Source organism: Nonomuraea sp. B1E8 (genome assembly GCF_039871515.1).
Classification (GTDB): Bacteria; Actinomycetota; Actinomycetes; order Streptosporangiales; family Streptosporangiaceae; genus Nonomuraea.
Map to the genome: position 1 here is coordinate 83711 of NZ_JBDPLS010000002.1, position 24358 is coordinate 108068.

At 70.8% G+C, this 24358-nt stretch carries 27 protein-coding genes and 1 pseudogene; 16 read left to right on the top strand and 12 right to left on the bottom strand.

Annotated elements, in window-relative coordinates:
- Positions 1-29: 29 nt before the first annotated feature.
- The 3 genes and pseudogenes from ABGA98_RS09415 to ABGA98_RS09425 form a co-directional block, all read right to left on the bottom strand.
- Positions 30-431 (bottom strand): annotated as a pseudogene (locus ABGA98_RS09415) (GtrA family protein); the annotation flags it as partial.
- Positions 394-1143 carry a class I SAM-dependent methyltransferase gene (locus ABGA98_RS09420; protein ID WP_347617801.1) on the bottom strand — a complete coding sequence of 250 codons (750 nt, stop codon included), beginning with the start codon at positions 1141-1143 and terminating at the stop codon, positions 394-396. The pseudogene ABGA98_RS09415 and the gene ABGA98_RS09420, both read right to left, overlap by 38 nt.
- The gene (locus ABGA98_RS09425) at positions 1133-2302 is read right to left on the bottom strand and encodes an NAD-dependent epimerase/dehydratase family protein (protein WP_347617802.1); all 1170 of its coding nucleotides are present in this window, start codon (positions 2300-2302) and stop codon (positions 1133-1135) included. Before ABGA98_RS09425 ends, ABGA98_RS09420 begins: the two co-directional genes overlap by 11 nt.
- A gap of 268 nt (positions 2303-2570) precedes the next feature.
- Between ABGA98_RS09425 and ABGA98_RS09430 the strand changes: the two genes are divergently transcribed.
- The 4 genes from ABGA98_RS09430 to ABGA98_RS09445 all read left to right on the top strand — a co-directional run bounded on the left by ABGA98_RS09430 (position 2571) and on the right by ABGA98_RS09445 (position 3861).
- Positions 2571-2822, top strand: coding sequence for a hypothetical protein (locus tag ABGA98_RS09430; RefSeq protein ID WP_347617803.1), 252 nt, complete (start codon positions 2571-2573; stop codon positions 2820-2822).
- 71 nt (positions 2823-2893) lie between these two features.
- Positions 2894-3505 carry a TetR family transcriptional regulator gene (locus ABGA98_RS09435; protein ID WP_347617804.1) on the top strand — a complete coding sequence of 204 codons (612 nt, stop codon included), beginning with the start codon at positions 2894-2896 and terminating at the stop codon, positions 3503-3505.
- 11 nt (positions 3506-3516) lie between these two features.
- Positions 3517-3648, top strand: a complete 132-nt coding sequence (locus tag ABGA98_RS09440; protein WP_347617805.1) for a hypothetical protein — start codon at positions 3517-3519, stop codon at positions 3646-3648.
- A 36-nt stretch (positions 3649-3684) separates the two neighbouring features.
- Positions 3685-3861 (top strand): hypothetical protein, encoded by a 177-nt coding sequence (locus ABGA98_RS09445; RefSeq protein WP_347617806.1) that lies wholly within the window; start codon positions 3685-3687, stop codon positions 3859-3861.
- Between the two features lie 10 nt (positions 3862-3871).
- On the opposite strand, the gene ABGA98_RS09450 is transcribed toward ABGA98_RS09445, so the two are convergent.
- Positions 3872-4693: an SAM-dependent methyltransferase gene (locus ABGA98_RS09450; RefSeq protein WP_347617807.1), complete on the bottom strand. Its 822-nt coding sequence runs from the start codon at positions 4691-4693 to the stop codon at positions 3872-3874.
- Between the two features lie 86 nt (positions 4694-4779).
- Positions 4780-5730, bottom strand: coding sequence for a helix-turn-helix domain-containing protein (locus ABGA98_RS09455; RefSeq protein WP_347617808.1), 951 nt, complete (start codon positions 5728-5730; stop codon positions 4780-4782).
- A 71-nt stretch (positions 5731-5801) separates the two neighbouring features.
- Between ABGA98_RS09455 and ABGA98_RS09460 the strand changes: the two genes are divergently transcribed.
- The 9 genes from ABGA98_RS09460 (at position 5802) to ABGA98_RS09500 (ending at position 14533) form a co-directional block, all read left to right on the top strand.
- Positions 5802-7100, top strand: a complete 1299-nt coding sequence (locus ABGA98_RS09460; protein ID WP_347617809.1) for an MFS transporter — start codon at positions 5802-5804, stop codon at positions 7098-7100.
- Positions 7097-7756 carry a peptidyl-tRNA hydrolase gene (locus ABGA98_RS09465; RefSeq protein ID WP_347617810.1) on the top strand — a complete coding sequence of 220 codons (660 nt, stop codon included), beginning with the start codon at positions 7097-7099 and terminating at the stop codon, positions 7754-7756. The genes ABGA98_RS09460 and ABGA98_RS09465 overlap by 4 nt, the downstream gene beginning before the upstream one ends.
- Before the next feature lie 255 nt (positions 7757-8011).
- Entirely contained in the window at positions 8012-8773 is a 762-nt protein-coding gene (locus tag ABGA98_RS09470; protein WP_347617811.1) for a hypothetical protein, read from the top strand.
- A 38-nt stretch (positions 8774-8811) separates the two neighbouring features.
- Positions 8812-10758, top strand: coding sequence for an ATP-dependent zinc metalloprotease FtsH (gene ftsH / locus ABGA98_RS09475; RefSeq protein ID WP_347617812.1), 1947 nt, complete (start codon positions 8812-8814; stop codon positions 10756-10758).
- A gap of 66 nt (positions 10759-10824) precedes the next feature.
- On the top strand, positions 10825-11445 hold the full coding sequence (locus tag ABGA98_RS09480; RefSeq protein WP_347617813.1) for a DUF937 domain-containing protein: 621 nt from the start codon (positions 10825-10827) through the stop codon (positions 11443-11445).
- A 16-nt stretch (positions 11446-11461) separates the two neighbouring features.
- Complete coding sequence (locus ABGA98_RS09485; RefSeq protein WP_347617814.1) at positions 11462-12043, top strand: nucleoside triphosphate pyrophosphatase; 582 nt, start codon at positions 11462-11464, stop codon at positions 12041-12043.
- Positions 12044-12053: 10 nt separating this feature from the next.
- Positions 12054-12812: an EI24 domain-containing protein gene (locus ABGA98_RS09490; protein ID WP_347617815.1), complete on the top strand. Its 759-nt coding sequence runs from the start codon at positions 12054-12056 to the stop codon at positions 12810-12812.
- Positions 12813-12944: 132 nt separating this feature from the next.
- Positions 12945-13328 carry a DoxX family protein gene (locus tag ABGA98_RS09495; protein ID WP_347617816.1) on the top strand — a complete coding sequence of 128 codons (384 nt, stop codon included), beginning with the start codon at positions 12945-12947 and terminating at the stop codon, positions 13326-13328.
- A gap of 104 nt (positions 13329-13432) precedes the next feature.
- A complete protein-coding gene (locus ABGA98_RS09500) occupies positions 13433-14533 on the top strand; it encodes a DUF4192 domain-containing protein (protein WP_347617817.1) in 1101 nt (366 codons plus the stop codon).
- Between the two features lie 107 nt (positions 14534-14640).
- Here ABGA98_RS09500 and ABGA98_RS09505 read toward each other — a convergent pair whose 3' ends face one another.
- Positions 14641-14985: a hypothetical protein gene (locus tag ABGA98_RS09505; protein ID WP_347617818.1), complete on the bottom strand. Its 345-nt coding sequence runs from the start codon at positions 14983-14985 to the stop codon at positions 14641-14643.
- Between the two features lie 181 nt (positions 14986-15166).
- Between ABGA98_RS09505 and ABGA98_RS09510 the strand changes: the two genes are divergently transcribed.
- On the top strand, positions 15167-15718 hold the full coding sequence (locus tag ABGA98_RS09510) for a DUF1707 and DUF4870 domain-containing protein (protein WP_347617819.1): 552 nt from the start codon (positions 15167-15169) through the stop codon (positions 15716-15718).
- Positions 15719-15860: 142 nt separating this feature from the next.
- On the opposite strand, the gene ABGA98_RS09515 is transcribed toward ABGA98_RS09510, so the two are convergent.
- The 4 genes from ABGA98_RS09515 to ABGA98_RS09530 all read right to left on the bottom strand — a co-directional run bounded on the left by ABGA98_RS09515 (position 15861) and on the right by ABGA98_RS09530 (position 20770).
- On the bottom strand, positions 15861-16151 hold the full coding sequence (locus ABGA98_RS09515; protein WP_347617820.1) for a septal ring lytic transglycosylase RlpA family protein: 291 nt from the start codon (positions 16149-16151) through the stop codon (positions 15861-15863).
- Positions 16152-17064: 913 nt separating this feature from the next.
- A complete protein-coding gene (locus ABGA98_RS09520; RefSeq protein WP_347617821.1) occupies positions 17065-18588 on the bottom strand; it encodes an ATP-dependent DNA ligase in 1524 nt (507 codons plus the stop codon).
- Positions 18589-18860: 272 nt separating this feature from the next.
- Entirely contained in the window at positions 18861-19235 is a 375-nt protein-coding gene (locus tag ABGA98_RS09525) for an FKBP-type peptidyl-prolyl cis-trans isomerase (protein ID WP_132516184.1), read from the bottom strand.
- Between the two features lie 95 nt (positions 19236-19330).
- Positions 19331-20770: a GuaB1 family IMP dehydrogenase-related protein gene (locus ABGA98_RS09530; RefSeq protein WP_347617822.1), complete on the bottom strand. Its 1440-nt coding sequence runs from the start codon at positions 20768-20770 to the stop codon at positions 19331-19333.
- Between the two features lie 97 nt (positions 20771-20867).
- Here ABGA98_RS09530 and ABGA98_RS09535 point away from each other — a divergent pair, with 97 nt between their 5' ends.
- A complete protein-coding gene (locus ABGA98_RS09535) occupies positions 20868-21320 on the top strand; it encodes a GyrI-like domain-containing protein (protein WP_347617823.1) in 453 nt (150 codons plus the stop codon).
- 21 nt (positions 21321-21341) lie between these two features.
- Here the strand turns inward: ABGA98_RS09535 and ABGA98_RS09540 are convergent, their stop codons facing one another.
- A complete protein-coding gene (locus tag ABGA98_RS09540) occupies positions 21342-21860 on the bottom strand; it encodes a helix-turn-helix domain-containing protein (RefSeq protein WP_347617824.1) in 519 nt (172 codons plus the stop codon).
- 83 nt (positions 21861-21943) lie between these two features.
- On the opposite strand from ABGA98_RS09540, the gene ABGA98_RS09545 reads away from it, so the two are divergent.
- A complete protein-coding gene (locus ABGA98_RS09545; protein WP_347617825.1) occupies positions 21944-23167 on the top strand; it encodes an FAD-dependent monooxygenase in 1224 nt (407 codons plus the stop codon).
- Here ABGA98_RS09545 and ABGA98_RS09550 read toward each other — a convergent pair.
- A complete protein-coding gene (locus ABGA98_RS09550; RefSeq protein ID WP_347617826.1) occupies positions 23164-24285 on the bottom strand; it encodes a CaiB/BaiF CoA-transferase family protein in 1122 nt (373 codons plus the stop codon). The genes ABGA98_RS09545 and ABGA98_RS09550 overlap by 4 nt on opposite strands.
- Between the last annotated feature and the right edge of the window lie 73 nt (positions 24286-24358).

Sequence of the window (24358 nt, forward strand, 5' to 3'; positions counted from 1 at the left end):
GCCATGAACAGGACGCCGTAAACCCCGAGGAAGACCGCGCCCACGAACACCACGCGTGCTCCGTCGGTGGCGAACAGCCGGGGCCCCACATCGTGGGCGACCCCGGTCGCCCACGTGGTGAGCAGCAGCCCCGTCACCGACGTCAGCCAGAACGGCAGCAGCTCGCGCAGCACCCGGGGGCGTCCCCTGCGCCGCCACGCCCACCGGCGGGCGAGCACGTAGTTGGTCACCGCGCCCAGGGCCCAGGCGGCCACCGCGGCCGCCTGGGCTCCCAGCAGCTCCTGACCGTAGGCCACCAGCAGCGTCACCTCGCTCACCACGGCCGCGACCACTGAACCGAGCGTGTAGCGCGTGAAGATGCGTGGCAGCGCGCCACGGAGGAAGCGGCGGAGGTCAATCACGGCCGGTGCGCTCCCCGTCGTGCGGCACACGGAGCACGCCGAGCACCGACTGGCCGAAGGGGATCGGCAGCACCCGGTCGAGCACCCGGGTGACCGGCACGATGACCTTGTCGTACAGGCCGACGGCGCCCGCCTTCGGCGAGCCCGCCTTGCCCATGCGCACCGCGGCCCACCAGGCGAGCCCGCCCAGCAGGTTGACCGGCCTGGCCAGCGTCACGCCGAGCCCCGCGCGACGGGCGGCGTCGCGCAGGGTGGCGGGCGTGTAGCGGCGGAAGTGGCCGACCTTGCGGTCGAACTCGCCGTACAGGCTCATGTAGGCGGGCACCCAGAGCACGATCGTGCCGCCCGGCGTGACCGAACCGGCCAGCTGCCTGAGGATCTCGGCGTCGTCCTCGAAGTGTTCGAGCACGTTGATGGCGATCACCGTCTCGACCGGCCGCTCCAGCTGCGCGCCGGAGGAGAGGTCGAACTGCATGGCCTCCACTTCGGCGGAGCTCGCGAAACGCTCTTTCAGCAGCGCCACCGCGTCGGGGTCGACGTCGGTGACGACCAGCCGGTCGAGGCCGGTGAACTGCGCGGCGAACTCGCCCAGCCCGGCGCCGACCTCCAGCACGCTGCGTCCGCAATGGGGGGCGATCAGGTCGTACTGGTAGCGGCGATAACGGGGCTTGTCGGGGCCGCCGTCCTCGCGCTCCGCCGTACGGCCGGTGGCGCGGGCGAAGGCTCCCTCGTCAGCGCTCACTGGTCCGCTCCGCACCCGGGCTGCGCCAGTTGACGACCGGCAGGAGCGCTTCCTCACGGACCCGGTCGACATGGCGCTTGGCCACGTCGAACAGCGACGTGATGAGCGTGTCGGACAGCAGGTGCGGCACCAGGCCGAGCTCCACCAGGCCCGTGTGGGTCACCTTGTAGTAGTGCTCCTCCTTCTCGACGCGGGGGTTGTCGAGGTTGTCGATGGTCACCTCGCCGGGGAAGGACTCGGAGATCGTGGCGGCGATGTCTCTGACCGACATGGACTCGGTCATCTGGTTGAACACCCGGAACTCGCCGCGATCGGCCGGGTTCTCGCAGGCGAGCTGGATACAGCGGACCGTGTCGCGGATGTCGATGATGCCGCGGGTCTGGGTGCCGGAGCCGTAGACCGTCAGGGGGTGGCCGAGCACCGCCTGGATGACGAATCGGTTGAGCACGGTGCCGAAGACGGCGTCGTAGTCGAACCGGGTGGCCAGCCGGTCGTCGAGCGTGGTCTCGGGCGTCTCCTGGCCGTAGACCACGCCCTGGTTGAGGTCGGTGGCGCGCAGGCCCCAGATGCGGCAGGCGAACTCCATGTTGTGGCTGTCGTGCACCTTGGACAGGTGGTAGAACGAGCCGGGCCGCTTGGGGTAGAGCACACGGTCCTTGCGGCCCTTGTGCTCCAGGTCCAGCCAGCCCTCCTCGATGTCGATGTTGGGCGTGCCGTATTCGCCCATCGTGCCGAGCTTGACCAGGTGGATCTCCGGGTCGATCTCGGCGATCGCGTAGAGCAGGTTGAGCGTGCCGACGACGTTGTTGGTCTGCGTGTAGACCGCGTGCTTGCGGTCGATCATCGAGTAGGGGGCGGCCCGCTGCTCGGCGAAGTGGACCACGGCGTCGGGGCGGAAGTCGCGGATCATCGCGTACGTGAAGTCGGCGTCGGTGAGGTCGCCGATGAACATGTCGATGGTCTTGCCGGTCCGCTCCTGCCACGCCGTGACGCGGGTGTGCAGCGACTCGATCGGAACGAGGCTGTCCACGCCGAGCTCCAGGTCGTACTGACGACGTACGAAGTTGTCGGCGACCGCCACCTCGTGGCCGCATTGCGACAGGTGGAGAGCCGTCGGCCATCCGAGGTATCCGTCGCCGCCGAGGACCAAGATCCGCATAAATCCATCCTGACTTGTTGTAGACGCATCCGCATCCCGCGGCCCTGCGTCGGTGTGTCGCCTACGGGGTGTCCGCAGCTTGCAGCTAACCAGCCTTACCACACGCTAAACGGGTTCTCATTAATTGAGCATGACTTCTCAGGCTGACTTTGATGGTCCGACGATGTTATGTGTTCTGCGCACCGTACCGGGTTCTGGAGGGGCGTTGTGCTGAAGGTGGGGAGTGTCCTCCTAGGTTTATCGAATATGAGTTCGTATAATGGTCGTCATGGATCTCAGTCCCGAAGAACTTCCCGAGCTTTGGAGGCCGCCCATCGTGGAGCACGCCGCGACGATCCGCGCCCGTGAGAGGCACTATCTGCTGGCCTGGGGCGACGACGCCAGGGGCGCACGCTGGGGGTTCCTGCTGGGGCCGCCGCAGTCGCGCGGGCGGCGGGCCCGATGGGTGCACTGGGGAGAGATCCGCCCGGTCGCGGGAGAGGACTACAGCGCGGTCCCCGTCGCGGATCCGCTGTTGTGAGACTCGTCTCTTCATGATTTCTGCGTGATCCGAAAATTTGCGCATACCGCACGTTTGGCTAAGCTGCTCTCGTGAGCGGGTTGAGGGAGCGGAAAAAGCGTGCCACACGTGAGGCGCTCATGGCGGCCGCACTCCGGCTCGCGCTGGAGCGGGGGCTGGAGGGCGTCCGCGTCGACGACATCGCCGCCGAGGCCGGCGTCTCGCCCCGGACGTTCAACAACTACTTCGCCGGCAAGCACGAAGCGATCGCCGCCCGCCACACCGACCGGATCGAGCGGTCGGTGGCGGTGCTGCGCGGGCGGCCCTCCGAGGAGCCCCTGTGGGAGGCGCTGACGGAGGCCATGGTCGAGCCGTGGGAACAGCACGCGGGCGACGCGCACGCGCCGCCGCCTCCCGAGTTGCTGGCGAGCATCCGGATGTTGTCCAGGGAGCCCGCGCTGCGGGCCGAGTCGCTGCGGGTGGCCTTCGCCGCCGACGGCGCCCTGGCCGCGGCCATCGCCGAGCGCACCGGCACCGACGGCTCCCGTGACCTCTACCCCCACCTCGTCGCCGGCGCCGCGACCGCGGCCGTCCAGGCGGCCGTCGGCCACTGGCTGCGCGCCGACCCGCCGATCCCGCTCGCACCCCTGCTGCGCGACGCCCTCCGCGCGCTGGCGGCAGGGCTTCCCGGCCCGTCCATCTGAGGAGCCCGGTGGTGGCCTCCGAAGGCCCCGACGCCGTGCTCGTACGTCCCGACGGCTATGTGGCCTGGGCAGGCACGCCCGGCGAGTCGCTGGACGAGGCGCTAAGGACGTGGTTCGGCGAAAGCCTGGAGGTGGCGGCGTAGCGCGTCGCGCATCAGCTTGGGCGTCATCCGCTCGGGGTGGAGCACGCCCGCGAGGGTGAGCCCGTCGATCAGCGCGGCCAGCCGCTCGGTCTCCACCGCGGGGTCCATGCCCGGCGGCCGGTGCCGATCGGCGTCGGCCTGCTCGGCGAGTCGCTGGTGATCCTGCTCAGGTCGAGGAGCGCGGGCGTTCCCTACGCGCGGGAACAGCGCTGACCGGCCCGGCTCACGCGCGGCCGACGCCGGCGAGGATGCCCGGCCTGACGTAGTCGTACGGGCCGTCGGGGGAGGCGTCGGGCGTCCAGTCGGCGACCGGGACGACGCCGGGGCCGATCAGGTCGAGACCGTCGAAATAGGCGGCGATCTGGCCGCGGTCGCGGCCGGCCAGGCCGCCGGAGGTGGTGCCGCGGTAGACCGACCGGCCCGCGTCGGTCACGTCGGCCGCGGCGTTGCCCGTGTACACGTGCGAGAGCACCAGATGGCCGCCGGGCCGCAGCCGCTCCCTGACGCGGGCCACGATCCTGGCGGCCTCGTCGTCGTCGGGCACGAAGTGCAGCACCGCGACGAGCAGGACCGCGTACGGCTCGGACATGTCGATGCGCCCGGTGACGCGCGGGTCGTCCAGGATGGCGTCGGGGTCCCTGAGATCACCCTCCATCGCGACGACGTCGGGATCCCTGGCCAGCAGCGCGCGCGCGTGGGACAACACGATCGGGTCGTTGTCGACGTAGACGACGCGGGAGCCGGGGGCGTGCCGGTGGGCCACCTGGTGCACGTTGTCCTGGGTGGGCAGTCCGGCGCCGATGTCGACGAACTGGCGCACGCCGGCCTCGGCGATCACGCGTACGGCCTGCCGCAGGAAGGCGCGGTTGGCCAGCGCGATCTGCCGGGCGTCGTTGCCCATCCGGCGGCCGATCTCGATCATCTTCTCGGCTGCCTCGCGATCGGCGGGGAAGTTGTCGCGGCCGCCGAGATAGTAGTCGTACATGCGGGCGACGCTGGGGACGTGAGGGTTGATCTCTAAAGATAAGCGGTCAACCTCGGCCATGTCGCGACCCTTCGTGACATCGATCTTTTGCGCCGATTCTAGGCGGGGAACGTGCCGGGATCCCGGGCCCTGCGGCGAGCGGCCGATCAGATGCGCCGGAAGGTACGCCGGTAGGCCAGCGGCGCCACGCCCACGGCCGCGCGCAGGTGCTGGCGCAGCGAGACCGCCGTGCCGAAGCCGGCCCGCCTGGCCACCTCCTCCACCCCCAGCTCCGTCGTCTCCAGCAGGTGCCTGGCGTGCTGCACGCGCTGCCGGTTGAGCCACTTGGCCGGGCTCACGCCGCTCTCCTCGCGGAAGCGCCGGGTGAACGTGCGCACGCTCATCCTCGCGTGCGCGGCCAGCGCGTTGAGATCGAGCGGGGCGTCGAGGTTGGCCAGCATCCAGGCGCGGGTGGCCGCCGTGCCGTCGCCGTCGCCGTCCGGGAGCGGCCGGTCGATGTACTGAGCCTGGCCGCCGTCCCGCCAGGGCGGCATGACGCAGCGGCGGGCGGCGCGGTTGGCCACCTCGCTGCCGTGGTCGCGCCTGATCACGTGCAGGCACAGGTCCATGCCGGCCGCCACCCCGGCCGAGGTCAGCAGGTCGCCGTCGTCCACGTAGAGCACGTCGGGGTCCAGCTTCACCCGCGGGAACAACCGGCCGAAGAGCGCCGCATCGCTCCAGTGCGTGGTGGCCCGCCGCCCGTCGAGCAGGCCCGCGGCGGCCAGCACGAACGCGCCCGTGCAGATCGACATCGTGCGCGGCCGATTCTGCAGGGCCGCCGACAACCGCTCCGAGATCGTGCCCTCCACCAGGGCCCGGCCTCCGTGGATGCCCGGCACCAGGACCGTGTCGGCCGTGCCGAGCACGTCGAGGTCATGGTCGGGCTGCACGGTGTAGCCAGCCGAGCAGCGCACCGGCATGCGGCCCTCGGAGCAGGTCACCACCTCGTAGAGCCGTTCGCCGTCCGCGTCGCGGGCGCTCCCGAACACCTGGCCGGGCACGCCGAGGTCGAGCGGGGCGAAGTGGTCCAGCACCACGACCGCGATCCGATGGGTCATGGCTGGATTCTTGCAGATATTGGCTTTTCGGCCACTCGTGACCACCTGGGGGGTTCGACCAGGATGGGCGCATGACTTTGAGCACCACCCCCACCCGTCGCGGGCTGCACCGGGCCTGGTACGTCGCGGCCGTGGCCTTCGTGACGATCCTGGGCGCGGCCGGGTTCCGCGCCACCCCCGGTGTGCTGATCACCCCGCTGCGGGAGGAGTTCGGCTGGTCGGCCGGCACGATCTCGCTGGCCGTCTCGATCAACCTGGTGCTCTACGGCCTCACCGCTCCCTTCGCCGCCGCCCTGATGGACCGTTTCGGCATGCGGCGCGTGGTCGCCGTGGCGCTGCTGCTGATCGCCTGCGGCAGCGGGCTCACCGTGCTGATGACGGCGAGCTGGCACCTCCTGCTGCTCTGGGGCGTGCTGGTCGGGCTCGGCACGGGGTCGATGGCGCTGGTGTTCGCCGCGACGGTGGTGGACCGCTGGTTCGTCCGCCACCGCGGGCTGGTCACCGGCGTGCTGACCGCGGGAGGCGCCACCGGGCAACTCGTCTTCCTGCCCGTGCTCGCGCACCTCGCTCAGGGCCCGGGATGGCGCTTCGCCTCGCTGACCGTGGCCGCGGCGGCGCTGGCCGTGGTGCCGTTCGTGTGGTGGCTGCTCCGCGACCGGCCCGAGGACGTGGGCACCACGGCGCTGGGCGCGCAACCTGGTGCGGTGCGCACGGCGCCCAGCACGGCCAACGCCGCCCTCAGAGCCGTCACCGTGCTCGCCGCGGCGGCGCGGACACGGCCGTTCTGGATGCTGGCGGGTGGTTTCGCGATCTGCGGAGCCAGCACGAACGGACTGGTCGGCACCCACTTCATCCCCGCCGCGCACGACCACGGCATGGCCGAGCCCGTCGCCGCGGGCCTCCTGGCGGTCATCGGGATCTTCGACATCGTGGGCACGGTCGCGTCCGGCTGGCTGAGCGACAAGATCGACCCGAAGGTGCTCCTCGGCGTCTACTACGGGCTGCGCGGGCTCTCTCTGATGGTGCTGCCCGGCCTGTTCGCGGCCACGACAGAGCCGAGCATGCTGATCTTCATCGTCTTCTACGGCCTGGACTGGGTGGCGACCGTGCCGCCCACGGTCGCCCTGTGCCGGCGCGTCTACGGAACCGACGGAGCCGTCGTGTTCGGCTGGGTGTTCGGCGCGCACCAGGTCGGGGCCGCGATCGCCGCGTTCGGGGCCGGCCTCACCCGCGACCACCTGGGCGCCTACGACCTCGCCTGGTACGCCGCCGGCGCCCTCTGCCTGGTGGCCGCCGGCATGTCCCTGGCGATCGGGCATGCTAGGGAGGCGACGAAACCCGAGCAAGCGATGAACCTCAGAGAGCGATGAACACCGAGCTTTACGTCCTGCCGCTGGTCGTCAGGATCGAGCGGGCCGCGCCCCCCGAGCGCACCGACGCCCTGGAAGCCGCCGCCATGGCCGTGCTGAGCCTGCTGGCCGACCCGGGCGAGTGGGCCGCCGAGCTGCACGCCTGGCAGTCCACCGGCAAGATTCGCAAGGTCGTGCGCCGGGCTCGGGGCGCCGAGTGGCGGCGGGCGCTCGCGCTGCCGGGGCGCACGATCGGGCACCGCACGGCAGAGGTGCGCGTGCATCCGCCGGTGCCGCTCGACGACTGGCCGAGAGACCTCGCGCGGCTGCAGGTGTCGGGCACCGAACTGGCCGACACCGCCGAGGCGCCTCCCGCCGAGCCGCCGATCCTGTGGGAGAACCCCAAGCTGGAGATGTCCGCGGGCAAGGCCATGGCGCAGGCCGGGCACGCCGCCCAGCTCGCGTGGTGGGCCAGCGACGCCGGCGAGCGTGCCGCCTGGCGGGAGCGCGGGATGGCGGTGTCAGTGCGCCGGGCCTGCGCACAGGGCGACTTCGACGCCAGGGTGGCCGGCGGGCTGCCCGTCGTGCGCGACGCCGGGTTCACCGAGATCGAGCCGGGTTCGTGCACGTTCGTCGCGGACGCGCCCTGGCTCGCCGGGCGCGTCTTCAGGGCGTGAACACGTCGGTCAGAACGCCGCCGGGGTTTGCATGGGTTTGGGCTGCTCTGGAGGCTTGATCGAAGCGCAGCTCCACCCGTTCCACGACGCCATGATTGCACTTCGGTCGCTTCGAGGACGCCATGGCGGGATATGTCGTACGCTCCGCTCGTGCTCGATGGGGAAGATGAGATCAAGGGTTCCCGCGTGAGAACCGCTTCCAGACCTTGGATCCCTGCTTCTCCGCCCAAACGCTCCCGCATCGGTGATCTCCGCATGCGGGTGGTGTACCGGGGGCTCGTCGTGGCCGTCGCCGTCGTGGCCGTCGCCGTGACGCTGGTCGTGGTGGTGCTCCCGTCAGGGCCGGACGAGGTCGCGGCGGGGCCGGTAACCGCGCCGCCGGCCGCACCGTCCTCGTCCGGCCCCGCACCCTCCCCCGCGGTCAGCGAGCCCGTCGAGGCGGCGAAGGCGTCACCCACCCCCGGCGCCTCGCTCGCGCCCGGCTACACGGCCATGGAGGCGCTGTACGCCGACCCGCGCATCCCCAAGCTGACCTCCAAGGTCAAGAAGATCAAGATGCGCCCGCCCGCCAGGCGGGTCCTCAAGGACCGGCGCACCGGGCTGGCCGTGCCGAGGCTGGGCCGGCCGTGGAAGGCGCACAACCCGGCGCCGTTCACCACCAAGCAGGTGCTGCCCAGGCAGCGCGGCACGAGCCTGCGCGGGATCCTCGTGACCTGCCCGCTCCCGATCATGAGGCAGAGGTCGCCGCGCGACACGGCGCTGCTGGCCGCCCGCTGGACGCTCAACCACCACCCCAAGGGCTCCCGGATCACCTGGCTGGCCGCGCAACCGGTCAAGCGCGGATGGATGCTGCTTTATCGGGTGAAGTACGGAAAACACTCCTCCCGGGCGGCCGTCGTCGTCATAGACGGGGGAATGAGCAAGCCCGGCCTGGCGTTCGTCACAGTGCCTGACACGCAGCGCAAGCACTGGCCCGATGTCGGCCGCGTGGCCGCAGGGGTACGTGTCCTAGGCTAGGAAGATCATTGAATGCGGCGATTTGGGGGAGTGACGCCGTGGAACGCTCTGGAGCGCCGCAGGCATCCGACAAGGGCAAGGGCAAGCCGCCCTGGCGTTCGGAAGGCCTGCCCGGCACACCCGGAGGGCGACCCAAGATCAACTGGTGGCGGTTCGCCGTCACCCTTCTGATCGTGTACGCGGCCTTCTTCGTGGTCTCGTCATTCGTCGACAGCGGCTCGGTCGAGACGATCTCGTACACCGAGTTCACCAAGCAGGTGAACGCGAAGAACGTCAAGGACATCTACGCCGAGGGCCTTTCCGTCGAGGGTGACCTCAGATCGGCGGCGAAGAACCCCGAGAGCAACGAGCCCTACACCAAGTTCGCCACCGAGATCCCGGCCTTCGCCAACACCGACCAGCTCGACCAGCAGCTGGCCAACGGGCAGGTCGAGATCACCTCCAAGCCGATCACGCGCGGGTTCTTCTCCAACCTGCTGTTCTCGCTGCTGCCCGTGCTGCTGCTGGCGGGCCTGTGGATCTGGATCATGCGGCGGGGCGCCAGCATGATGGGCGGCGGCGGCCTGGGCGGGCTCGGCAAGTCGAAGGCGGCCAAGCCGGTCGAGGCCGCGCAGGTGCGTGTCACGTTCGACGACGTCGCCGGCATCGACGAGGTCGAGAACGAGCTCGTCGAGATCGTCGACTACCTCAAAGACCCCGACAAATACCGCAGGCTGGGCGCGAAGCTGCCCAAGGGCGTGCTGCTCGCGGGCCCTCCGGGCACCGGCAAGACGCTGCTGGCCAGGGCGGTCGCGGGCGAGGCCAAGGTGCCCTATTTCTCGGCCAGCGCCTCCGAGTTCATCGAGATGATCGTCGGCGTGGGCGCCTCGCGCGTGCGCGACCTGTTCGAGGAGGCGCGGAAGGTGGCGCCGTCGATCGTGTTCATCGACGAGATCGACGCCATCGGCCGGGCCAGGGGCGGCGCCGGCGGCGTCGGCGGGCACGACGAGCGCGAGCAGACGCTCAACCAGATCCTCACCGAGATGGACGGCTTCTCCGGGGCCGAGGGCGTGATCGTCATCGGGGCCACCAACCGCCCCGAGATCCTCGACCCGGCGCTGCTGCGTCCCGGGCGCTTCGACCGTACGGTGCAGGTGGGCCTGCCCGACGCGGCCGGCCGCACCGCGATCCTGGCGGTGCACACGAGAGGCGTGCCGCTCGACCCCGAGGTCGGCCTCGACCAGCTCGCCAAGACCACCCCCGGCATGACCGGCGCCGACCTGGCCAACCTCGTCAACGAGGCGGCCCTCCTTGCCGCCAAGCGCGGCAAGGAGAAGGTCTCGACGGCCGACTTCACCGACGCGCTGGAGAAACTGCAGCTCGGCGCGGCCCGCAGCATCGTCATGCCGGAGGACGAGCGCACCAGGACCGCCTTCCACGAGGCCGGGCACGCGCTGCTCGGGATGCTCCAGCCGGGCGCCGACCCGGTCAGGAAGATCTCCATCATCCCGCGCGGCCGGGCGCTCGGCGTCACGCTGTCCACCCCCGACAGCGACCGTTACGCCTACGACGAGCAATATCTCCGCGGGCGCATCACCGGCGCGCTCGGCGGCATGGCGGCCGAGCAGGTCGTGTTCGGCGTCATCACCACCGGCGCCGAGAACGACCTCGAACAGGTCACGATGATCGCCCGCGGCATGGTCGGCCGCTGGGGCATGTCGGAGAAGATCGGCCCGCTGACCATCCTGCCCAACGACGGCCAGCAGCCCCAGGCCTCGCCTGTCACGCTCGCCATGGTCGACGAGGAGGCGCGGCGCATCGTGGACGAGTGCTACGAGCGCGCCGTCCAGGTGCTCAGCGACAACCGCGACAAGCTTGACGCGATCGTGGAGGCGCTGCTGGAGCACGAGACCCTCGACGAGGCCGGTGCGTACGCCGCCGCGGGCCTGTTGAGCCGGTCCACGGACACCGCCGGGAGCCGGCCGAGGGAATTTTCCGAGAAATAGGCAATCCGGACGTTGACGCCGATTGTGGCCGGGGCAGATGTTCGGACAACGATCGGGGGACTTGTCGTGACACTGACTGACGAGCTTCTCGCCGGGCTCGGAGACTCAGGACTGGAACAGGTCGCCGGGATGCTCGGCACCGACCCGGCCACGGCCCGCATCGTGACCCAGGCCGTCGCGGGCACGATCATCGGAGGCATGGCCCGCGACGCCGAGCAGCTTGACGGCGCCGACGCCCTGCTCAGCGCCCTGGACGACCACAAGGACACCGACCCGTTCAACGGCGACGTGGCCTCGCTGACCCGCGACGGCCACAACATCCTCGGGCACGTGTTCGGCGGTCAGGGCACCGAGCGGGCGGCGGCCGGGTTGTCGCAGCTCGCCGCGGTGCACCCCGGGGCCATGATGAAGCTGCTGCCGCTGGTCGCCCCCATGATCATGTCGCTGCTCGCCGACCGCGCCGCCGCGCGTCGCCTGGACGCGCGCTCCCTGGCCGACGAGCTCGACCACGAACGGTCCACACTTCCCGCGAAGCTGGACGACCTGGTCACGACCCTGCTCGACGGCATCTTCGGCGGTCCGCCCGCGCAGCGGGACAGCCCGTACGACACGGCGGCCCTCACCCGCAACCGCAGGAGCGCGAGCAGGCGTGAGATCACACCGGGCACAGCGACCCCCGACTGGTGACCGGTAGGCTGTGCGAGTGATCGTTCTGGCCTCAGCCTCCTCCGCCCGCCTGGCTCTCCTGCGCAGCGCGGGCCTCGACCCCAAGGTCATCGTCAGCGGCGTCGACGAGGAGGCCTATTCGGCCTACTCCCCGGCGGCGCTGAGCCTGGTGCTGGCCAAGGCCAAGGCCGAGGCGGTCGCGAGCGGGCTGGACGAAGGGCTGGTCATCGGCTGCGACTCGATCCTCGAGCTCGACGGCCGCCCCTACGGCAAGCCGGCCACGCCCGAGGAGGCCCTGGAGCGGTGGCGGCTGCTGCGGGGCCGCACGGGGCGGCTCGTCACGGGCCACTGCGTCATCGACGTCGCCGCCGGCCGGCAGGCGGCGGAGACCGCCACCACCGTGGTGCACTTCGGCCGGCCCTCCCCCGAGGAGATCGCCGCCTACGTCGACACCGGCGAGCCGCTCTCCCTGGCCGGGGCCTTCAGCATCGAAGGGCGCGGCGGATGGTTCGTCGAAGGGATCGAGGGCGACCACGGCAACGTGCTCGGCATCTCGCTGCCGCTCCTTCGCGACCTGTTCGCGGAGCTCGGCTACGCGGTGACGGCTTTCTGGCGCTAGCCTGCCGGACATGCGATCAGTGCGTGACTTCTTCTCCGGCGTGGGCTTCTTCCTCCAGGGGTTCGGCTGGGTCTCCCGCAACGGGCGCTGGTGGCTGTTCGGGCTCATCCCGGCGCTCGTCGCGTTCGCCGTCTACGTGGTCGCGCTGATCTTCCTCGGCACCAACGCGACCGATCTGGCCGCGTTCCTCACGCCGTTCGCCGACTCGTGGAGCTGGCGGGAGGCGTTCCGCGCGCTCGTGGGCGTCGCCCTGTTCCTCGGCGGCCTGGCGCTGGCGGTGCTGACGTTCGTCGCGCTCACGCTGGCGATCGGTGATCCGTTCTACGAGAAGTTGTCGGGGGCGGTCGACGTGCTGGAGACGGAGGACGAGCAGCCCTGGTGGCGCACGCTGCCGCGGTCCATCCGCGACAGCCTGGTCACGCTGTTCTACGTGCTGCTCTTCACGGTTCCGCTGTTCGCGCTCGGGTTCGTCCCCGTGGTGGGGCAGACGGTGGTGCCGGTGCTGGGAGCGGCCGTTTCCGGATTTTTCATGACAGTGGAGCTCACCACGCTGGCCCTGGAACGGCGCGGCATGGCCCGCAAGGAACGCTTCGCCCTCCTCCGCGCCAACAAGGCCGCCACACTGGGGTTCGGGGTGGCCGTGTTCCTGCTCTTCCTCATCCCGTTCGTGGCGGTCATCGCCATGCCCGCGGCCGTGGCCGGCGCCGCACTTCTCGTACGCACCCGTCTGGCACCCGCCTCCACCCCCAGCCCCGACCCGGCACCCTGAGGTGCTTCGCGGGCAGGGAACGCGCCACCTCCTCAGACCCTCGGCCCAGCTCACCGGCGGCCCCGCCGATGTCACAGCAGTAATGGGTGTCTCGTCATAGAGGCTGCACACCTTTCGTTTCAGGAGCAGCTGATGAACCTCGCATTGTGGATCGCCGCCGGACTGCTGGCCGCCGTGGCCATGCTCGGCGGCTTCACCAAGACCTTCATCCCCCAGGAAAAGCTGGCCGCGGCCCATGGCGGGGGATGGACCGGGCAGGTGAGCGCCGGCTTCGTCAAGACCCTGGGCATCCTGGAGTTCCTGGCCGCGGCGGGCTTCATCCTGCCCGCCGCGCTGGGCATCGCCCCGGTGATGGTGCCGGTGACCGCCGTCTGCTGGATCCTGCTGATGATCGGCGCGGGGATCACCCACGGCCGCCGCGGCGAATACCCGCTCGTCGCGCTGAACGTGGTCTACCTGGCGCTCGCGGCCTTCGTCGCCTGGGGCCGCCTCGCCGTCGAGCCCTTCACCGGTTGAGCCGGCTCCGGGTTGTCCACAGCCTCAGCCCGACACCTCGCTCCATCCCCAGAACGACTTTCGGCTCGTCCGCCCCTCGCCCGCTCCCGGCAACCTTGGGGCCCATGACGACCGACAGCTCCACTCCCGCTCCCGCCTTCACCGACGAGCCCCGCCTCACCCTGGCCAGCCCTTCCGACGTCCTCGCAGCCGTCCCCTACCTGGTGGGTTTCCACCCGAAAACCTCCCTCGTCGTGATCGGCATCGACCACGGCGCGACCAAGGTCGTGGCCCGGTGGGGTCTCCCGCTGGAGCCCGGCACCCTCGACCCGCTGGGCCCCCTCCTGCAGCGGGAGAGCGTCACGGAGATCGTGATCATCGGCTACGGTCCCGGCAAGGTGGTGACCCCGGCGGTCGACGAGGTCAGGCGGCTGGCTCCGCGGGCCGGCGTCCACGTGGGGGAGGCACTACGCGCCCATGAGGGCCGCTACTGGTCCTACATCTGCGATGTCCCCAGATGTTGCCCCGCGGAAGGCACCCCCTACGACCCGTCCACCAGCCGGATCGCCGCGGAGGCGACGGTCCGGGGCCTGGTGGCCCTGCCCGACCGCGAGGCGCTGGAGCACACGCTGGCCCCTGTCACGGGCCCGGTGCGCATGGCGATGCAGCGGGCCACGTCCGACGCGGTCGCGGAGGTCAGGGCCGGGCTCACCGCCACTCCCGACCTCGACGCCTACGCCCGGCGGTTCGTCTCGGAGGGCCTGGCCCGGGTCCGGTCGGCGGTGCGGACCCACGCCGAGGGCGGCCGCCTGGACGACGCCGAGGCCGCCAGGCTCGGCTTGGACCTGGCGATCATCCGCGTCCGCGACGAGGCCTGGACCCTCATGGACGAATCCCACGCATCCCTGTGGAAAGACCTGACGCGCAGGCTGGAGCCCCGCTTCACGCCACCGGCCGCCTCCCTCCTGGCCATGGCGGCCTGGCGCGCGGGAAACAACGTCCAGGCCACCATCGCCCTCGAGCGCGCCCTGACCGTCGACCCCGGCTACTCGATGGCCAACCTCCTCATGCACGCCCTGCAGAACCTGCTCTCCCCGAGCGTCCTGCGAGACCGTCTCCCCACCCCGGCCGAGCTCGACGCCGCCATGGGGCCCGTACACGCGGCGTGGTTGCTGCCCCTGGTCAACCTGCTCGACGACGAGGCGCAGCCCCCACCCCTCGAATAGCCGTCCACCCGTGGTCCGTGGCCTGCGAATACCCTGGACCCTGCAGATGGATATGACCCTCGGCCGCCTGGTGAATCGCACGGAGGGGGAATTGAATTCCCGGCGATTCAGAGGGTGTCCTCCTCGCGGCGGCGGCGCTCGTTGTAATCGCGCATCCGCCGCGGATATCCGGTGAGCTGAACGTCATACACCGGCAGGGCGAGATCGCGAGCGACCTTGCGGATGACGGCCGGTGAGCCGACCCTCCGCCTGGTCCACTCGCCGTCGTCGGCCACCGCCACAGCGGTCGTGTCGGTGGCGAAAGTCTCTGGCTCGACGTAGAACTCGACGCCACGCCGCGAACGGGCAAAGGCGATGAGCGCTTCGATGTCGGCGTCTGTCGCCTCACGGTCGAACTTTGCGACTTTGGGGCCGCGCAGCCGACGCAGGCCGTAGCGGTCGCGCCATCTCATGAATCCTTTTTATACGATCTGAGGGCTCCGCGCCCGGGGATGATCTAAGGGACGGATCGGGGATTCTCCGGATAGCACCCTGGCCTTCGAAGACGCAGTATGGGGGGAGACCGTTCGATTCTCACCGAGGAGAGGCATGGCGATGATGGCTGGGGTACCGACAACCCCTGGGCCGGGACAGGTGCCGCCAGCTCAACTGCGCGTCACCAACCAGGACCGAGAGCACGTGGTGGAGCACGTCAAGGCCGCCTACGCTGAGGGCCGCTTCGACAAGCTCGAGTTCGACGACCGGCTGGAGCGCGCGATGACGGCGCGCACGCACGGTGACCTGATGCCGATCATGACCGAGATCTACGGCACTCAGGTCGTGCCCAAGCTCGCCTCTCCTCCCGCGGCCGAGGTCCGCCACGAGCGTGCGCCGGAGAGCAACGAACGCCTCGGCGCCGCACTCGGCCACATGGTGCTGCTGCTCGGCGTACCGATCGTGGCACCGCTGATCCTGCTGCTCACCGGAGGCAAGACCTCCCCCTATATCCGCCGGCAGGCGCTGGAGGCGCTCAACTTCCAGATCACGCTCGTGGGAGCGTCGATCTTGCTGCCCTTCACCATCATCGGCGTCGTGCTGGTGCCGATCATCTGGGTCGTGGCGGTGGTCCTCGCGATCGTCGGCGGCGTCTCGGCCCTGACGGAGGGCAACTTCCGCTACCCGATGACGCTCCGCCTGGTGAAGTGACACGACGTCCCGTCCCGTTCGTCCGCGTCCGCCCCGCCGAGGCCCTGACCTCCGCGGGGCGGGTCGCGTCCTGCCAGGCGTACGCCCGGCTTCGAGCTTCCCGGCCGGTCGTCGTCCTACCGGCCGTCGGCTGTAGCCAGGGTCAGCGGGCCAGCACCTGATACTTGACCTTCATCACACCGGCACTGATGGTGCCGATGGCGGCGAAGGCGGCCCTGGACAGGTCGAGGCAGCGGCCGCCGATGTACGGGCCGCGGTCGTTGATGCGGACCGTGACCGCCTCCCCGCTGGCCGGGTTGATCACGCGGACCTTGCTGCCCAACGGGAGGGTCTTGTGCGCGGCGGTCATCGCCAAGGGGTTGAAGCGCTCGCCGCTGGCCGTCATCTGAGGGTCGCCGTAGTAGGAAGCGCCGCACCTGCCGGACGACAACACACGAAGCTTGGGCTTCGAGGAACGCGTGGTCGGCTTGGGTGATCCGGGGCTCGCCGTCTCCTGGGAATCGATCTTCGTTCCCGATCCCCGGGCCTCAGCCTTCGCCCCGGACCCCTGGGATTCCGTTCTCGCGCCTGCACGCTGGGCTGCCTTCGCGCCAGGGCCGCGGGTCGCGGACCCCTGGGAGCCGGTGTCACCGCCGGACTCAGGGGATGTCGTCGTCTTCGGGCGGGCCGCCGGGGTCTTGGAGAGGAGGGACGGGCGCGGGCTGTTCCGGCGGGCGGCTTCATCCGAGGTGGTGGCCTGGCCGGTAGCGGCGCCCATCGTGCGCCGAGTGGAGTCATCGTTGCCGAAGGCGGCCCAGGCGGTCGTCGAGGCGGCGCAGACGACGGCGGCGCCGGCTGCGACGGCGGTCCACCGCTTGGCGGGAGAGAGCTTGCGGTCATGCGGAGACGGCTTGCGGGAATGCTGGCCCAACGTGAACCACGGGTCCTACCTAGGGGACAGGGCAGGGAAAGGCCGGGCGCGAGGGGTGCGAGGGCGTACGGCGGCCGATCCGCGGGCGGGCTGGGGGCCCGCGCGACGAGGACGAACATATGCGACAAACAGCAAGTAAAGGCAACTTAATGGGACATTAAGTGACTCATCTCACGGACTCGCCCCAGCGGTGTGGCAGCCGGCCGAGGACCGGCACATGTACGTCATCGAGGACACCGCTCGCGCCGGAGGCGGTGTGAGCATGATCTGAGGGGACGACCCGGTGTCCGAGGCCGGTCGCATCGCGGGACGCGGGCTACGGCCGGCGGAAAGGATCAGCGCGACCGTGCGGGGTGGGGGAGAGCGGCGCGGCTGTGCAGCGACCGCGCCGACGCCCTCGACGGCCCGCCTCCGGTGGGTCGCGAGGCCGTAAAGATCACACCATCAGGGCGCGTACGGTCTCGACCGTGTCGGCGTCCTCGACCCGTTTGTCGGGGCGGTAGCGCAGGACGCGGGCGAAGCGGAGGGCCATGCCGCCCGGGTAGCGGGGTGAACGCTGCACCCCGTCGAAGGCGATCTCCACGACCACCTCCGGCCGCACCCTGACCGTCCAGCCGTCGGTGGGGCCTTCGGCGAGCTCGAGGAAACGCTCGGTCTGCCAGGCGAGCAACTCGTCCGTCATGCCTTTGAAGGTCTTGCCGAGCATCACGAACCCGCCCTCGGGGTCTCTGGCCCCCAGATGGAGATTGGACAGCTTGCCCTGGCGCCGCCCGTGGCCCCACTCGGCCGCCAGCACGACCAGGTCGAGCGTGTGACGCGGCTTGACCTTGATCCAGCCGGCGCCACGGCGGCCCGCCGCGTAGGGGGAGGCCAGGGACTTGACCACCAGGCCCTCGTGGCCGGCCTTCACCACGTCGGTGAAGAACTGCTCGGCCTCCGTCACCTCGTCCGCGATCAGCCGCGGGGTCAGCAGCCCTCGGGGGACCACGCGGGTCAGCGCCTCCTGGCGCCGGGCGTAGGGCTGGTCGAGCAGGTCGGCGCCGTCGACCCGCAGCGCGTCGAAGAAGAACACGCTGAGCGGTGTCCGCTCGCGCAGCCGTGCGACATCCGTCTTGCTGGACACCCGGCTCGCCGTCACCTGGAACGGGTGCGGCCGCCCGTCGGGGCGCAGGGCGATCACCTCGCCGTCGAGCACCAGATCGTCCGCGGGCATCGCCAGCACGGCCTCGACCAGCTCGGGAACCTGCGGCGTGATGTCGTCGAGTGTGCGGGTGAAGACCTTGACCTCCGAGCCCGCGCGGTGGGTCTGCACCCGGACCCCGTCGAGCTTCCACTCCAGCGCCGCGGGCGTGCCCGCCTTCTCGAGGGCGGCCGCCACGTTGGGCGCGCTGCCCGCCAGCATGGGCGAGACCGCCCGCCCCACCTCCAGCCGGAACGCGTGCAACGCCGCCACCCCGCCGGCCAGCGCGGCAGCCCCGACGGCGGGCAGCGAACCGCGCAGCGTGAGCGCGCGGCGCACGTCGCTCGCGGGAGCGCCCGACGCCTTGGCCACCGCCTCGATCATCACGCCGTCGAGCGCGCCCTGCCGCAGCTCGCCGTGGAGCAGCCGGCTCATGAACTGCTGCTCCTGGCTGGTCAGCCCCGCGAACAGCTCCGCCACCAGCGTCTTGCGCGCCGTTTGCGAGCCCTGCCCGGACACCGCCTTGATCGTGCTCAGCAACGCGTCGACGGCGGTCAGCGTGGCGGTGGCGGCCAGCTTGGGCTGGGGGAGATCCTCCAGCGTGCGCCAGCCGACGCCCACCTGCCGCTGGGGCAGCTCACCCGAGAGATAGGAGATCGCGATCTCGGCTTCGCCGGGGCCGACCCGGCCCAGCAGCTCCGCCAGATGACCGATCTTGCCCAGCCTGGCGGACGTGCGCGTCACCGCCTCGGACACCCGGACCACGTCGATCAGAAGCACACGTTCATGGTGCCTCACGTGGCCGACATTTCCGTCCACCGGACTCAAGGATTCTCAGTGATTCGCCCGGTGCGCGAGCGACGTGAGCGCTTAGGCGCGCTGAGAACGGCTGCGCCGAGCGCCGGGCCCATGGCGGCTGCCGCAGCCCCGGGCCAGAAGGTGGCTTCCGCGCCGGGCCCGAAGGACGGCTCCGCTGGTGGTGCTGGAAGGTGGCCTTCGGGACCGGCTTCGACCGGGTGACCAGGGCGGGCCCTCCCGGAAGGAGGGAGAAGCTAGCTGACGCCGAGCAGGTCGACGACGAAGATGAGCGTCTCGTTCGGCTTGATGCGGGCGCCCGCGCCGCGGCTGCCGTAGCCGAGGTGCGGCGGGATGACCAGCTTGCGCCGGCCCCCGACCTTCATGCCCGCGACGCCCTGGTCCCAGCCGGCGATGACCCGCCCACCGCCGAGGGGGAACTCGAACGCCTCGCCGCGGTTCCACGACGCGTCGAACTCCTCCCCGGTCGAGAACGCGACGCCCACGTAGTGGACGCGTACGTTGTGGCCGGGCTTGGCCTCCTGGCCGTCGCCGACGGTCAGGTCGACGATCTCCAGGTCGGCGGGCGGGTTGCCCCCGGGGAAGTCGATCTCGGGCTTCTCGAGTGCCACGAAGTGCTCCTGTTGACGATGAGAACTGACCCGACGACTCTATGCGCTCGGGACACCGTCGCCCGCCCCCGGTCGGGAAACGGCGGGGCGCGCGGTCACCAGCTCTGGTGCAGGGGCATGCCTTCGGCGTAGCCGGACGAGCTCTGGACGCCGACGACCGCCTGCCGGTGGAACTCCTCCAGGTCGGAGGCCCCCGCGTACGTGCACGACGAGCGCAGCCCGGCCACGATGGCGTCGATCTGGTCCTCCACGCTGGGCCGTTTCGGATCCAGGTACATCCTGGACGTCGAGATGCCCTCCTCGAACACGGCCTTCCTGGCCCGCTCGAAAGCCGAGTCGTCGGCCGTCCTGAGCCGCACGGCCCGCGCGGAGGCCATGCCGAAGTTCTCCTTGTACTTGCGCCCGTTGGCGTCCGTACGGGTGTCTCCCGGCGACTCGTACGTGCCCGCGAACCAGGACCCGATCATCACGTTGGAGGCGCCGGCGGCCAGCGCCAGGGCCACGTCGCGCGGGTGCCGCACGCCGCCGTCGGCCCACGCGTGCCGCCCCAGCCGCCGGGCCTCGGCCGCGCACTCGACGACCGCCGAGAACTGCGGCCGGCCGACCCCGGTCATCATCCGCGTGGTGCACATGGCGCCGGGGCCCACTCCGACCTTGACGATGTCGGCCCCGGCGGCGACCAGATCGTGTACCCCTTCGGCGGTCACCACGTTGCCGGCCGCGACGGGGACGGGGGCGTCGAGCGCCTTGACGGCGCGGAGCGCGGAGATCATCTTGTCCTGGTGGCCGTGGGCGGTGTCCACGACCAGGCAGTCGATCCCGGCGTCGAGCAGTTCCGAGGCCCTGGCGGCCACGTCGCCGTTCACGCCGACGGCGGCGGCGATGCGCAGCCGGTTCCGGGAGTCGACGGCGGGCTGGTAGAGGGTGGCGCGCAGCGCGCCCATGCGGGTGAGGATGCCGACCAGCCGCCCGGCGGCGTCGACGATGGGCGCCAGCCGGTGGCGGCCCTCGTGCAGCCGGTCGAAGGCCGTGCGCGGGTCGAGCCCGGCGGGCAGCGTCAGCAGCTCGCTCGACATGACCTCGGAGAGCTGGGTGTACATGTCCACGCCCTCGCAGTCGGCCTCGGTCACGACGCCGACGGGCTGGTTGTCCCAGTCGACCACGATGACGGCGTTGTGCGCACGCTTGGGCAGCAGGTGCAGCGCCTCGCCGACCGTGTCGTGCGGGGTGAGGGTGAGCGGCGTGTCGTGCACGAGGTCGCGTTTCTTGACCCAGTCGACCACGTCGGCCACGACGTCCAGCGGGATGTCCTGCGGGATCACGGTGATGCCGCCGCGCCGCGCCACGGTCTCGGCCATGCGCCGGCCGGCGACCGCGGTCATGTTGGCCACGACGAGGGGGATGGTGGTGCCGGTGCCGTCGTTGGACGAGAGGTCGACCGCGAGCCGCGAGCCGATCGAGGACCGCGACGGGACCATGAACACGTCGCTGTAGGTCAGATCGTACGGAGGCTCGAGGTCATTGAGAAATTTCACGTTCATCCATCTTATGTGGTGACAGGGTGTGCCAAGGGTTTCCCCCTTTCTCGGGGGCTTATGATCGGCCGGGACACTTTTGGGGGAGGGAGGGCCTGTGGACGTCACCGAACGGGCCGAGCTGACCGTGGTCGGCTTCGCCGTACGTACCACGAACGCCGACGAGAAGGATCCGGAGCGCGCCAAACTGCCCGCGCTCTGGAAGCGAGCGGGTGCGCCGGGGGCTTTCGCGCACGTGCCGGGACGCGTGGACGAGAACCTCTACGCCGTGCTGACGGACTACGAGAGCGACCACAACGGGGCTTTCACGCAGATCGTCGGCATCGGCGTGCGCACCGTGCCGCGGTTGCCCGAGGCCATGGTGGCCGTCCGGGTGCCGGCGGCCAAGTCGCTGAAGCTGGAGGCCCGCGGCTCGATGCCGCAAGCCCTCGTGGAGGCGTGGCAGCAGGTGTGGCACTACACCGAGTCGGGCGGTTCGCCGGCGCGCGCGTTCACCACGGATCTGGAGGTGCACCACCGCGACGGCGCCGACCTGTTCATCGCGCTCTAGCGAGGGCCGGACACGGATGGATCAGAGGCCGAGCGCGTCGGCCGCCGCCTGGACGGCCGTCGGCTTGACCTCCTCGATCGGCAGGCCGGCGTATTCGACCGCGCAGTCGGACATCCCGCCGAGCGCCACCGTGGCCCGGATGCGCTGCTCCTGTGTGAGGTCCGCGCCGAACAACAGGGCGACGAGCCGGCGCCGCCAGTCGAACATGCGGTCGGCCAGTTCGAGCTGGCCCAGCGTGGCCAGCTCCCTGATCACCATGACGAGCACCTGCCGGTGCCGCCAGATCATCTCGAAATAGTCGTCCAGCAGCTCGCGCGGGTCGCCGGGCGTCCGCGCCGTGACGAACTTGTCGTGGTCGTCGATCAGTGGCTGGACGATGCTGCGCACGAGGTCGTCGCGTGAGGCGAAGTGGTAGTAGAGCGCGGGCTTGGTGATGCCCAGCCGGTCGGAGATCTGCCGCAGGCTGGTGTTGCGCACGCCCTGCTCGACGAAGAGTTCGCGGGCGACCGCCTGGATGCGGGCTCTGGTGTCACTGGGCATGGGCCAAGGCTATCCCTTACCTTCCGTTAAGTAAGGGCTCGTGCTAGCGTCGTACTTACCATCCGTTAAGTAAGGAGAGTGCGGTGCGGATCCTCATCTCGGGTGCGAGCGTGGCAGGCCCGGCGCTGGCGTACTGGCTCGGCCGGTACGGCTTCGAGGTCACCGTCGTGGAACGTGCTCCCGCGCTGCGGAAGAGCGGTGGCCACGCCGTCGACCTGTTCCGGCCCGCGATGGACATCGTCGAGCGGATGGGCGTGCTGGAGCAGGTCCTGGCCAGGAGGACCGGCACGGACCTGCTCACGATGTACAGGGAGGGGCACGCGCGCCCCGTGGACCTGGAGGTGCGCCGCCTCATGTCGGCGGTCTCCGACCGGCACGCCGAGATCATGCGCGACGACCTGAGCGAGATCCTCTACGACGCCACCCGGCACGACGCCGGCTACGTCTTCGGCGACTCCATTGCCTCGATCTCCGACTGCGGGGAGGTGGTCTTCGACAGCGGCAGGACGGGCGCGTACGACCTCGTGATCGGCGCCGACGGCCTGCACTCCAACGTGCGCCGCCTGATCTTCGGCCCCGAGTCGCGCTTCACCTCGTGGATCGGCGCCTACCTGGCCGTCGCCTCGGTGCCCGACCACCTGGGGCTCGACGGCCGGATGGAGGGCCTGGCGGGGGTCGGCAGGATGGCCGCGCTCTACAGCGCGGCGCACATGGCCGACGCGCGGGCCGTGTTCCTGTTCCGGACCCCCGAGCCGCTCGACTACCACCACAGGGACGTCGCCCGCCAGAAGCAATGGCTGCGCGAGCACTTCGCCGATGCGGGCTGGGAGGTGCCGCGGCTCATGGACGAGCTGGACCGTACGCCGGCCTTCTACTTCGACTCCATCACCCAGCTCCGCCTGGACACCTGGTCACGGGGCCGGGTGACCCTGGTCGGCGACGCCGGCTACTGCCCCGGGCCGGCCGTCGGGGGCAGCACGAGCCTGGCGGTCGTGGGGGCGTACATCCTGGCGGGCGAGCTGGCCGCCCATGGCGGCGACCACACGCGGGCCTTCCCCGCCTACGAGGCGGAGATCGGCGCGTACGTACACCGCAGCAGGGCCTTCGCCATCGCCGCGGCCAAGCGCCTGGTGCCCGGCAGCCGGTTCGAGTTGTGGACGCTGGCCCAGGCCGCACGGCTGATCCACTACCTGCCGTCGGCCGTGACCAGGGCGGCGAGCAGGATCGGCGCCGCGAAGGGGGTGCGTCTGCACGACTCGATCACGCTGAAGAACTATTCGGCCCACGCCGTGACGAGGGCCCGCTAGGCGAGCACTCCCTGGGCGCGTAGCTTCTCCGCCTCCTCCGGCGACAGGCCCCAGGCCGACAGGTCGGCCTGGCGGGTGGCGGGTGACAGATCCTGGGCGGGCACGCCCAGCAGGCGGGGCGCGGGCACGGGATGGGTCACGCCGCCGACCTCGACGAACGCGCCTCTGGCGACGTTGTGCGGGTGCGCGGCGGCCTCCGCCATGGACAGCACGGGGGAGACGCAGGCGTCCGAACCCTCGAAGAGGGCCTCCCACTCGGCCCGCGTCCGCGTCCTGAACTCCGCCGCCAGGCGGGCCCTCAGCGCCGGCCACTGCGCCCTGTCGTTCCTGTCGGGCAGGTCGGTCAGGCCCATCAGGGTCACCATCGCCTCCCAGAACTGCGGCTCCAGCGCCCCCACGGCGACGTACCCGCCGTCGGCCGTCTCGTAGGTGTCGTACTGCGGGGCGCCGGTGTCGAGCAGGTTCGTGCCGCGCGGCCCCCACAGGCCGCTCTGCACGGCCTGGTAGAACATGGAGAACAGGATCGCCGCGCCGTCGACCATGGCCGCGTCGATCACTCTGCCCCTGCCGGTGCGCTCCCGTTCGAACAGGGCGAGCAGCACGCCGTACGCGAGCATGAGCCCGCCGCCGGCGAAGTCGCCGAGGATGTTGATCGGTGGCGTCGGTTTGTCGCCTTCGCGGCCCAGCATCGACAGGACGCCGGAAACGGCGACGTAGTCGATGTCGTGCCCGGCCGTGGAGGCGAGCGGCCCGTCCTGCCCCCAGCCGGTCATCCGGCCGTAGATCAGCCGCTCGTTCACGGCGTGCAGGTCGTCCGGCCCGATGCCGAGCCGCTCGGCCACCCCGGGCCGGAACACCTCGATCACCACGTCGGCGTGCCGGGCCAGCTCCTTGAACGCCGACACGCCCTCCGGGGCCTTCAGATCCAGCCCGATCGTGCGCTTGCCGCGGTCCATGACGTCGGCGCGCGGCCGGTCGGAAACCGCCTTGACACGGTCCACACGCAGGACTTCCGCGCCGTGATCGGCTAGCATCATCCCGGCGAACGGCCCTGGAGCGAGTCCGGCGAGTTCCAGCACGCGCACTCCGGCCAGCGGGCCACGGCGATCATCAGGCATGTACGTCTCCTCGGTGTGAGCCCAGCTCCAGTAGAACAACCTTCGGTCGCCCGTGGCAAGCCGCCCTTCCGAG

What these genes read in the sequence shown, in the direction of transcription:
- ABGA98_RS09425 (WP_347617802.1), bottom strand. Translation starts at nt 2,302, where the DNA reads ATGCGGATCTTGGTCCTCGGCGGCGACGGATACCTCGGATGGCCGACG.
- ABGA98_RS09430 (WP_347617803.1), top strand. Translation starts at nt 2,571, where the DNA reads ATGGATCTCAGTCCCGAAGAACTTCCCGAGCTTTGGAGGCCGCCCATC.
- ABGA98_RS09450 (WP_347617807.1), bottom strand. Translation starts at nt 4,693, where the DNA reads ATGGCCGAGGTTGACCGCTTATCTTTAGAGATCAACCCTCACGTCCCC.
- ABGA98_RS09455 (WP_347617808.1), bottom strand. Translation starts at nt 5,730, where the DNA reads ATGACCCATCGGATCGCGGTCGTGGTGCTGGACCACTTCGCCCCGCTC.
- ABGA98_RS09460 (WP_347617809.1), top strand. Translation starts at nt 5,802, where the DNA reads ATGACTTTGAGCACCACCCCCACCCGTCGCGGGCTGCACCGGGCCTGG.
- ABGA98_RS09465 (WP_347617810.1), top strand. Translation starts at nt 7,097, where the DNA reads ATGAACACCGAGCTTTACGTCCTGCCGCTGGTCGTCAGGATCGAGCGG.
- ABGA98_RS09470 (WP_347617811.1), top strand. Translation starts at nt 8,012, where the DNA reads ATGCGGGTGGTGTACCGGGGGCTCGTCGTGGCCGTCGCCGTCGTGGCC.
- ABGA98_RS09490 (WP_347617815.1), top strand. Translation starts at nt 12,054, where the DNA reads ATGCGATCAGTGCGTGACTTCTTCTCCGGCGTGGGCTTCTTCCTCCAG.
- ABGA98_RS09495 (WP_347617816.1), top strand. Translation starts at nt 12,945, where the DNA reads ATGAACCTCGCATTGTGGATCGCCGCCGGACTGCTGGCCGCCGTGGCC.
- ABGA98_RS09500 (WP_347617817.1), top strand. Translation starts at nt 13,433, where the DNA reads ATGACGACCGACAGCTCCACTCCCGCTCCCGCCTTCACCGACGAGCCC.
- ABGA98_RS09505 (WP_347617818.1), bottom strand. Translation starts at nt 14,985, where the DNA reads ATGAGATGGCGCGACCGCTACGGCCTGCGTCGGCTGCGCGGCCCCAAA.
- ABGA98_RS09540 (WP_347617824.1), bottom strand. Translation starts at nt 21,860, where the DNA reads ATGCCCAGTGACACCAGAGCCCGCATCCAGGCGGTCGCCCGCGAACTC.
- ABGA98_RS09550 (WP_347617826.1), bottom strand. Translation starts at nt 24,285, where the DNA reads ATGCCTGATGATCGCCGTGGCCCGCTGGCCGGAGTGCGCGTGCTGGAA.